7 protein-coding genes and 1 pseudogene are annotated in these 9695 nt (G+C 59.4%); 5 read left to right on the top strand and 3 right to left on the bottom strand.

Annotation, left to right across the window (positions count from 1 at the left end):
* Positions 1-24 precede the first annotated feature (24 nt).
* Together QKW60_RS07900 and QKW60_RS07905 are read left to right on the top strand one after the other, a co-directional pair.
* A complete protein-coding gene (locus QKW60_RS07900) occupies positions 25-1074 on the top strand; it encodes an alpha/beta hydrolase (RefSeq protein WP_282367754.1) in 1050 nt (349 codons plus the stop codon).
* A gap of 515 nt (positions 1075-1589) precedes the next feature.
* On the top strand, positions 1590-2066 hold the full coding sequence (locus QKW60_RS07905) for a hypothetical protein (RefSeq protein ID WP_282367755.1): 477 nt from the start codon (positions 1590-1592) through the stop codon (positions 2064-2066).
* A gap of 161 nt (positions 2067-2227) precedes the next feature.
* On the opposite strand, the gene QKW60_RS07910 is transcribed toward QKW60_RS07905, so the two are convergent.
* From QKW60_RS07910 to QKW60_RS07920, 3 genes and pseudogenes are all read right to left on the bottom strand, one after another.
* Positions 2228-3265, bottom strand: coding sequence for an alpha/beta hydrolase (locus QKW60_RS07910; RefSeq protein ID WP_263741479.1), 1038 nt, complete (start codon positions 3263-3265; stop codon positions 2228-2230).
* 168 nt (positions 3266-3433) lie between these two features.
* Positions 3434-3572 (bottom strand): annotated as a pseudogene (locus QKW60_RS07915) (IS3 family transposase); the annotation flags it as partial.
* Positions 3573-3643: 71 nt separating this feature from the next.
* Positions 3644-4663 carry an AraC family transcriptional regulator gene (locus QKW60_RS07920; protein WP_263741478.1) on the bottom strand — a complete coding sequence of 340 codons (1020 nt, stop codon included), beginning with the start codon at positions 4661-4663 and terminating at the stop codon, positions 3644-3646.
* A 239-nt stretch (positions 4664-4902) separates the two neighbouring features.
* Here QKW60_RS07920 and bla point away from each other — a divergent pair, with 239 nt between their 5' ends.
* The 3 genes from bla (at position 4903) to QKW60_RS07935 (ending at position 9419) form a co-directional block, all read left to right on the top strand.
* Positions 4903-5937 (top strand): class A beta-lactamase, encoded by a 1035-nt coding sequence (bla, locus tag QKW60_RS07925; protein ID WP_282367756.1) that lies wholly within the window; start codon positions 4903-4905, stop codon positions 5935-5937.
* Positions 5938-6079: 142 nt separating this feature from the next.
* Positions 6080-7555 (top strand): serine hydrolase domain-containing protein, encoded by a 1476-nt coding sequence (locus QKW60_RS07930; protein ID WP_282367757.1) that lies wholly within the window; start codon positions 6080-6082, stop codon positions 7553-7555.
* 187 nt (positions 7556-7742) lie between these two features.
* Positions 7743-9419 (top strand): amidohydrolase family protein, encoded by a 1677-nt coding sequence (locus QKW60_RS07935; protein WP_263741475.1) that lies wholly within the window; start codon positions 7743-7745, stop codon positions 9417-9419.
* The last annotated feature ends 276 nt before the right edge of the window (positions 9420-9695 follow it).

The raw sequence follows: 9695 nt of genomic DNA on the forward strand, positions 1-9695 counted from the left end.
CTGAGGTACATATCGGGTATGAAAATGTGCGCACCATCCTTCGCCCGCCTGATGGGCGTCATGCTCTGCCTCGGCGCCTTGTCATGCACCTTCCCCGTGCCGTCGAAGGCCCAGACGGAGATCCAGGCCTTGGAATTCCCCTATTTCACGCTTCGCAACAAGACAGGATCGGATGATCCAGCTGACTTTTATGGAGGAGAACGCAGCGATCTGAAAGCGGGTGCATGCCGCGTCGAAGAGCTCGACCTTGGCGTTCTGGCGCCCCTTGCCGACATGGCTCCGAATTTCTTGCGCGAGGAACTCCTCCGCGTTCAGACGGTGGAGGAAGCGGACCCGGGCGCCATCCTGGATCGGCTAGAAGGAACGGCCGGCGCACGTGGTCGGGCGCTCTATGTCCACGGATACTATATCAGCTTCGAGAAAGGCTGCCGCCGCGCTGCGTTGCTGCAGCAGAACGCCGACCTTGTGGGGCGGTTCCTGTGGTTCAGTTGGCCCTCGGACGGTGCTCCGGCCTACTACACCCATGACGAAGCCGATCTTTACTGGAGCCTGCCGGACATTAAGGACACGATCATTGAGTTGGAGCGGCGCTTCGGCGCCGGGAACGTGGATGTCATCGGGCACAGCCTTGGTGCTCGGGGTGTCGTTCTGGCGCTGGCCGAAGTGGCCAATCGGCATCCGGATATCCAGCTTGGCCATGTCGTGCTTCTGGCGCCGGACATGGATTTTGCGATCTTCGAGCGCATGCTTCCCCGGTTCCGCCTCATCGCGAAGAGCATCACAGTCTACGTGACGAGCGGCGACAGACCTCTAGCGCTTTCGGCGCAATTGCATGGCTACCCTCGGCTTGGGGAGACGGGAAACGATGTCTCCCAACTTGCGGGCGTCGAGGTGATCGACCTCAGCGACCTTCCCAGCGAAGGACCGACGGGTCATCTTTATCACATCTACAGTCGAGCCGTCGGCGAAGATCTGCGCCGACTGCTGCATGCGGGCGAACGCGCCGACGCGCGGCAAGGCCTCGTCGCGCAGGGTGAAAACCTTTGGCGCCTTCGACCTGCGATGAATGAATAGCCGCGCAGCAGGTCAGTGTATGACGTATTTGATAATCGACAGCAGCATGTCGATCCCGCCCGCGAAAGCGGTCCCGAGGATCGCCGGGAATACACTTTGGTCCAGAACCCAACCCGCTCTGGCACCGGGGACTGGCAGCAAGATCAAGCACAAGATCTGAGACAGCGCCAGAGCCGCTTCGGCTCCTGTCTGATCCTGCCATGCGGCCAGAAAAAGGGCAGAAGGCAACCAAGGAAGTCGAGGCTCTGGTTCAACATCCGGTCCTGCATTCGTCCGGAATTTGATCTTATTTCCCGGCTGCAGCGCGTCAAATTTCTGCCTACTATTGTCTGTTAGCCGCTGTTAGTCGTGGCTCGGATCTATACGTCCTTTGCCGTGCCTAAGGCATTCGGGGGGCGTGGTGTGAACAAAACCGTACTACAAGGACGTCTTAGGCTGCTGCGATTCAGCAGCTCTTGATGTCGCGCGACGCAAAAGCGGCGTTGAAACGGGTTTAACTTCAGGAGGATCCAGTCATGACACAATCGAAAGCCTTGGTACTCTGTCTGGCGGTTTTACCGATGCTTGCTACAACTGCGTGCAACGCGCAAAACCAGTCGGATCAAGCCCAGAGCGAGCGCGAAATGTCTTCCTCGACGCCATCCGATGATTGCCCTGTGATCGAAAGCAGCAACTGGGTCGGAAAACTCACCCCGGCTCCGCATGATGGGGCATCCCCCCTCCTTTTCGTGAGCGGCGATCTCACGCTGCCAACACCAGGATATACTGTCGGCCTGAAAATTGGAAAGGCAGATCGTTCTGCCGTGCCATCGGTCTTCGCGGTGATTTCCACGACACCGCCGGACGGAATGGTTGCACAGGTGCTGGATACCCAGACAGTTTCAATGACAGCAGTTGCGCCAGCCTCCCGCCTGCGCTCCATCATCGTGATCTGTGGCAACACGCGCTTGTTCGAAATCAGCGCCGCCATGATGGTGAAAGCTGGCGATTGAAACCGCTCTGTTGTCTTAGTTGCATGATCCGTGATGATGTCCGATGGTTTGACCGGCAAGAGGTCAAACGCCTTCGTTGCGGGGTCCTTTAACGCAACCATTGCGTTTACGTTTAAGATATGACCCGAAGTTCGCTCGTTGATGCTCAGACGTTGCGGCAGTCACCGGGCCAACGTCGCTGCGGTGACTGTAATTGGCAGCATCAGCACCGACGAGAGGAGTGGATCCGAACCGTTCCTCGTCCCCACTCCATCGACGCTTAGTCTCTTGCCAATCAACTGCACTATCTCGGGCGAGTCTGCGAATTTTGAGTGGTTTGAACCATTCACGTCGATCTCAGACAGATCTAAGACTGTCACGCCAAGTCCTGCCAGATCTTCAACGTCCTCATTACCGACCCGCGGCACTCCCCGCGCAAGAAGCCGGGAAAAACTCAAAGCCCGGTCGTCGTGAGAGATAAGAATGTAGAACTGCCGTTCATTGTCGGCAAACGGTGCCAGTTGCTGCCGGAACAGATCGGCGTCAATGTCGGGTGCCGCCAAAATGACATGGCGAAGCCGACCTGTCCGGTTCAAGGTGCCGTTAAGTTTTGCCTGTCGCATTGCTTCGACCGTCAGCAGATTGCCCATGGAATGCGATAGGACATCTACGGCTTTTGCATTGGTTTTCGAGATAAGATTAGCACCGAGCAACAGGTCATCCCGCGCGACCAGGACGCTGTTCATGTCATAAACGTAGTCCAACAAATGGCCGCCGGAAGCCCAGCTGAATAAAACTGGAACGCCCTCATAGCCGGAATCCTCAACGAATTGACCCATCCGAAGAACTGCTTCTGAAAAGGTTGTGTTGTAGCCATGCACAAAAATCAAAACGTTCCGGTTTTGGACAGAGCGCCGGTTCAATTCCGCCTGCAAGTCGGAGACGAAATCGCTTTCGGACGAAAAGATTGCTGGATCGGTTGCGGTGAAATGCTCCGCTGGACGGGGGATGCCGGACTGGGGGCTCTCTATCTTGCCGGGGGTGTGGTTCGGGGGCACACTGACCGTCAGTTTCGCCAACCCAATTTCGGACGATCGCTTTCCCGAGAACAAAATGGTTGGATCACTGTCCGGAGCACGCGAGGTCAGGATGAAGATCTCGTGTTTTCTGAGATTTTTGGCCGCATCACCATTCTGAGGTTCGGCTACCAGGCCGATCATCCCGCGTTCCGCCGGACCGCAGCCTACAATTCCAAGACTTGTGACAAGCAATAGAACACAAGCCTTGAACCTCACCTTATCTACGCCAAAGAACATCGGAAGAGATCTCGCCATTTCATAGGTTGAGCGTAAACACGCGACGTGACCTGCCCTCCGCTGGTCCCTCAGTCAAAATGAGAGTCTGCAGGTTGGACTGGGTATTCGGGTTGCCCGTCTTGCGCAAGCACACTTGCAGCGGTGTCTGGTTGCCCAGCGATGATTGCGGTTTGACCGTGTTGTAGTCGTAACGCCAGAAACGGCTTTTCCGCATTCGTCTGCTCCTTTAGGATCGGCACGCACCTACCCTACATCACCGTGAGGGCTTTCGCGCGGGGCGGGTTATCCCTGTTTCGGCTTCGAGTCTGCCCTGAATTGTGTCGGAGTCCTACCGGTCCATCGCCTGAATGCACGGTCAAGGGCGGCTGGGCCGGAGAGACCTACCTGAAGGGCAATTTGCGCAACGGGCAGGGTCGTGTTCGACAAGAGGTCTTCGGTGACGCTCTGGCGCACGTCGTCCTTCATCTGACTGTAGGAGGTGCCGTGTGCCCACAGGATGCGCTGGATGCGGCGTGGATGCATGCTGCAGATCGAGGAAAAGTTGTTCAGTGTCAGATCCTGATAAGCGATGTTGTCCATCAGCATGCCGCGAAGATAGGAAAGGGTCGCTTCGCTGGCGCCATCTGCGGCAAACTCCCCTCGTGACACTTTCACCAATTCCCAGTCCAGCGAGAATGGTGCCCAAAGCCAGTGCGTCGGAAATGAAATCCGCATTCCGTCGATCTGCGATGTGACGAGCGCATGTTTCGGAAGAAAACCCGGCAGAAGCCCCTGGGTGGTCGGTACAGTGATCAGGATGTCTTTTGGGTTGAAGGTTTCTCCGATCCCTTTCTTTATCAAAGTCACATAAAGTGCGACGCCGACTGCATCCAACTGTGTCGACCGCTTAATGACCTTGACGGTGCGGTGAATGTCGAAGGTTACAATGCCGGGTTTGATGGAAACGGAGTACCACACATTATCAACCTGCTTTGAGACTTCCACCACCAGCCGGGACAGAAAATCTCCCAAGTTGAGAGCATGGGTCGCCGAATCCCGGAACGCAGGCGTTCCTTTCCTCGCTACTTCTATTGCCACCTTTGCGCCAAAATATGGATCGCCAAGAGTTTCCGCCATATCCTCCATGGCGGAATAACAGGCGGACGCGTCAACTAGCATCGCAGGGTCGGTCAGCGCACCGACGGGAATGCCGTTTCGGGCCAGGATCGCTTCAATATCGCCGCCCCGCGAGGTGAAGGCCTTTGCGAACGGTGACAGAATCAACATTCCGCGCGTGAACCTCGGGCCAGATTTCTTGCTCATTCTTGCTGCTCCCTCAACGCCCTAAGGTTAACCTTGTGGGACATGTTTATGACACAAGTGGCATGCGTGCTGCTCCCTCAATGCCGTCAGGTTAACCTTCTAGGACATGTATATGGCACTGGTGGCATGAGCCGCAAACAGGGTGCGCCCCTGGCATGTTAATCAACAAGCCGTAGACCATGAGACCCGGGCGATGGCCGCACGGCCTTGGCGATCTCGGAAAGCATTGGAGCCAGGAAATGTCGAAGAAAAACACCGTAAAAGCCAAAAAATCCCTTTTGGCAGCAATGCTTATTGCCGGGCTGATGACAGTTTCGGCGGCGACCTTCGGCCCGGCATACGCCCAGACAGCGGACGGACAGTCCGTTGGAGCCGCGATCGAGCGGGTCGCGACGAAACTTGCCGGGCGCATCGGCTTCGCGGCGCAGGAAATCGGTGGCGACGACGTCATCGCGTTCAATGGCGATGAAACCTTCGTCATGGCCAGCACCTACAAGGTTGCGATTGCCGCTGCGGTCTTGGATCGCGTCGACAAAGGCGAACTCAGCCTCGACCAGATGGTCGAGGTCACACCCGACATGATGATGATCGGGGACGCGGCGCTGAGCGACACATTCGTGCACCCCGGGCTCCAGCTTTCGGTGGCGAACCTGATCGAGATCATGATCACGGAGAGCGACAACACGGCGACCGACATCTCGATGGGACTGGCCGGCGGACCCGCGGCAGTAACCGAATATCTGCGCAGGCTCGGGATCACCGATTTCAGGGTCGATCGGACGACTGGAGAGATCATCGGGGAATTCTATGGCCTGCCGGGACCAGCCACGATGAAAGTCGCCGCGGAGGCCTTTGTGACCCGGCCGGAGCTCCTGACGATCATGGGTGACCGCAATCTGGACTTCGAGGCGGATCCCCGCGACCAAGCAACGCCCCTTGCGATGCTGCAACTCCTGCTTGCCATCGACAATGGCACGGCGACGAGCGACGAGAGCCGCGACTTCCTGATTGACGTCATGTCGCGCACGCGCACCGGCGCTGGTCGGCTCAAGGGGCTGCTGCCCAAGGGAACGCCCGTGGCGAACAAGACCGGAACCATCGGGGGAGTGGCCAACGACGTCGGCTATATCACGCTCCCCGACGGTCGTCGGTTTGCAATCGCCGTGTTCACCAAGAGCAGCGAGACATCCGAGACGGACAGGGATCGGGCAATTGCCGAGGTCGCCCGGTCGCTGTTCGACTACTTCCACGTCGGGCAGATGGCGAAGCAGTAAACGGTGAAACTTCGCCTTGCAGACCCTGCCAGTGCGCTCCTGCCCGGCGAAGACCGAACTCTCCGCCAAAAGCCATCGTTATCCCGCGAGGAAAACTCCAGTGAAGACTCCAATGCAAAGGAAAAACTCAGTGAAGAACCGAATGAAACCACTACCTGCCCTGCTTGTTTCGTCGCTACTGTGCGTCACACCGGCACTCGCACAGCAGGCCATGACACAGGAAGAGGGCCAGGCGACCTTTGATGCGGTCCTCGCCGAAACTGCTGAACTGATCAAGGAAATGAACATCCCGGGGCTTGGTGTCGGGGTCATCCATGGGCCCAACACCTACAGCGCCGGCCTCGGCATCACGAAGGTAGGCACCAACGAGGCCGTTACCCCTGATACGCAATTTCAAATTGGCTCTGTGACCAAAACCTTCCTGTCGACAGTGGCCCTGCAGCTGTCCGAACGGGGCGAGCTGGATTTGAACGCGCGTGTCGTCGACCTCCTACCGTGGTGGAGGGTCGCGGATCCCGACGCAACGTCGAAAGCGCGGGTCGTTGACCTGTTCCACCATCGCGCTGGTTGGTATGGCGACCATGGGTTCCTTCGTGTTCCTCCGGGCGGGTCGATCAGCGAGAAGGTCATGCTCCAGGCGGCTTACGTCGAGCAGCTCTATCCGTTCGATCAAACCTGGATGTACAACAACACCAGCATCACCTTCGCGACCCATGTGGTGTCGCATGCCGGCGGAAAGCCGATCGAGGACCTGATCGAAGAGAACCTGTTGACTCCGCTCGGCATGGATTCGTCGTCCTTTAACTACGACCCCACCCCGCCGGCTGAAGGCTACGCATGGGGTCATCCGCCGATCTACGGCGAAGGCGACGTCAACGATCTCACGCCGTACTACATTCCGCTGATCAGAGAGTCCGCAGCCTCCGGCGCGCTCCGCTCGACGATTAACGACATGCTGAAATACGCCCGCTTTCAGCTGGACGGCAAGGACGCCGCCGGGAACCAGCTGCTGTCCGAAGAAGCACTGGACTATGCCCACGCTCCGGCAGTCGAGGCTGAGGCCGGCGACTTTACCGGGCTGACATGGTTCGTCCATGACTACGACGGGGTCACCAGCCCCAGCCACGGGGGGAACTGGCCCGGCACGCGGTCTTTTCTGCAGCTGATCCCGGATCGCGACTTTGCCGTGGTGGTTTTGGTCCACAGCGATCGCGGAGCCGAGGCCTATAAAAAAATTGCGAACTCAATGGTCAAAGCCTTCACGGGCATCGAGGCCGACTCTCCGGTCGCAGCGGGCGTTGATCCGGCTGTGCTCGATCCCTTCGTCGGCGTCTTCAAGGGGAATTCCCAAAACATCGAGATCCGCAAAGAGGGCGACAAATATGTGTTTGTGCAGTTCTCCGCATTGACCAGCGGATCGGATCCCGCGCCGGCCAATGTGGCCAATACGGCTGATGGCTATTTTATCATCACCGAAGGCCCGAACGAGGGAGCCCTTGGCGAATTGCTCAAAGATCCGTCTGGCGAACTGAACTACGTACGATTCAACCACCGGATCTTCATTCGGGGCGACGGGGCGGTCGACGACTTCGACCTCTCCGGTACTGTCTTCCAATAACCGGGGCGACAAGAGCCACGGATCAGGTGGAGAGGCGATCCTGCACAGCGCAGATCGAACTCTCCACCGAACGCCCTGCATCGACGACATGAGACGCCCAATGCAGGAACCAAACCCAAAGAACCTGACTGCGGCGCGTGCCGTCGCCGTCGGCATCGCCCAACCGAAATAGAGAGGAGAGAACAACATGAGCGAGAACGAGATCTCCCGCAGGGAGTTCAACCTTGGTGTTGTCGCGGGTGCGGCCGCCATTGGGTCCGCGGGTAGAGCCTTGGCGCAGACGAGGGAGCCATTCGACCTCGTGATCATTGGCGGGCGGGTCATGGACCCCGAGACCGGGTTTGACCAGGTCGCAAATGTCGGCGTGCGCGCGGGTCGGATAGCCGCTATCACAGTCGAACCGCTCGAGGGCGGCCGCCAGATCGACGCCAGCGGCCATGTCGTCGCGCCCGGCTTCATCGACACGCATTTTCACTGGCCCCGGCCCATGGGCAACAAGCTCGCACTGCTCGACGGGCGAACGACGGTTATGGACCTCGAGATCGGGACGCTCGGAACGCTGGTGGATGACTGGTACGCAGAGCGCACCGGGACCAACCAGATCAACTACGGCTGCGCCAGCTGCCACGAATTCGCGCGTACCTTGGTGCTCGACGGCATCACGACGATCGATGCGCCTGAGGCCATGAACCATCGCGGCTCGGACAAGTCTGGCTGGTCCCATACCCGCCCGGACCTCGACAAGGGCAACGAGATCCTGCGCGTGCTCGATACGGGCCTCGCCGCGGGCGCAGTCGGCATCGGCTCGACGCTCGGCTACATGCGCGACGGCGCATCGGCACGCGAGGTCTTCGAGATCCAGCGCATCGCCGCAGCTTATGGAAGACCCTGCGCCTTCCACTTCCGCTACACGCCCGGCACGGACACGAGCGAAGCGAACGGTATCCAAGAGATGCTTGCGAACGCCGCCGCGCTCGGCGCGCCCGCCATCGCCTGTCACTTTAACAACCCCGGTTACAACCTCGTGCACGAGCTGCTGGTGCGGATGCGCGCGCAAGGCCACAACATGTGGGGCGAGCTTTACCCCTACGCGGCGGGCTCGACGGCGCTGAACGCCGTCTTCCTCGAACCGGAGATTTGGGTAGATCAGCTCGGCTACAAGTACGAGGAGACCATCCAGGATGCGCTGACCGGGGAATGGTACACGCAGGAGAGCCGCACGGAGATGATGGCGCGCGAGCCCGCGCGGCTGGTGCTGGCCTACAAGATGCCTGAGAACGCCATTGTCGACTGGCTGCGGCTGCCTGACGTGGCGATCGCGTCAGACGGGATGCCGATCCTCGACGACAGCATCACATGGGATACGCCCTTCGAGGATCTGCCCAACAGTCACCCACGCGGGGCCGGCAGCTGCGCGCGGACGTTGCGCATGGGGCGCGAGAACGGCATCCCCCTGATGCAGAGCGTCGCCCAGCTCAGCTGGAACTCGGCGCGCCCGCTCGGTCTTACGGGGCTGAAAGCGATGCAGGAGCGCGGGCGGATGCAGGAGGGCATGATCGCCGACATCACGATTTTCGACCCGGAGACAGTGACCGACAACGCCACCTACGCGCAGGGCAATCTGCCGTCCTCCGGCATTCCCTTCGTGATCGTCAACGGCGTGGTGGTGGTCGATGGCGGCGAGGTGCTGCGCGGCGTGAACCCAGGCCAGCCGATCCGCAACGAGCCGCAGGAAAGCTTGTTCGAACCACTGGACGTCCATGCATGGACACAGGCCTTCTACACCGTTCCGCAGGATTTCGGGGGTGGCGTGCCGAACTCGCAACCGGTCTACGACCCGCGCGTCATCCCGTGCTGCCAGTGACGCTGCAGAGGGCGTAGCGCTCTTGCCGATCGGAGGCCCGGCCAGTCGCAGGGCGGACCTTCGGTCAAAACGCGGCAAGTGTCTTGTTGCCGTCATGCAGGACGAATGCTGCGCCTGACCCCAATGTCTGAGAAGGGCTCCCTCCGGACCTTCGTCGCAGATTGGCTCAAGGTCGGCTCAGGGCCGTCTTCGCATGGCGGGCTATTTTTCAACCTCCCAGGCCCCTGCGAAACGGAGATCAGCCGGTCTGAGCCCAAAGCAGCAATAGACTATGGT

Source organism: Albidovulum aestuarii, from assembly GCF_029961185.1.
Classification (GTDB): domain Bacteria; phylum Pseudomonadota; class Alphaproteobacteria; order Rhodobacterales; family Rhodobacteraceae; genus Albidovulum; species Albidovulum aestuarii.

Bases quoted from the DNA above. Each gene is read 5' to 3' on its own strand.
- QKW60_RS07920 (WP_263741478.1), bottom strand. From the start codon at position 4,663: ATGAGCAAGAAATCTGGCCCGAGGTTCACGCGCGGAATGTTGATTCTG.
- QKW60_RS07930 (WP_282367757.1), top strand. From the start codon at position 6,080: ATGAAACCACTACCTGCCCTGCTTGTTTCGTCGCTACTGTGCGTCACA.
- QKW60_RS07900 (WP_282367754.1), top strand. From the start codon at position 25: ATGTGCGCACCATCCTTCGCCCGCCTGATGGGCGTCATGCTCTGCCTC.
- QKW60_RS07935 (WP_263741475.1), top strand. From the start codon at position 7,743: ATGAGCGAGAACGAGATCTCCCGCAGGGAGTTCAACCTTGGTGTTGTC.
- bla (WP_282367756.1), top strand. From the start codon at position 4,903: ATGTCGAAGAAAAACACCGTAAAAGCCAAAAAATCCCTTTTGGCAGCA.
- QKW60_RS07905 (WP_282367755.1), top strand. From the start codon at position 1,590: ATGACACAATCGAAAGCCTTGGTACTCTGTCTGGCGGTTTTACCGATG.
- QKW60_RS07910 (WP_263741479.1), bottom strand. From the start codon at position 3,265: ATGATCGGCCTGGTAGCCGAACCTCAGAATGGTGATGCGGCCAAAAAT.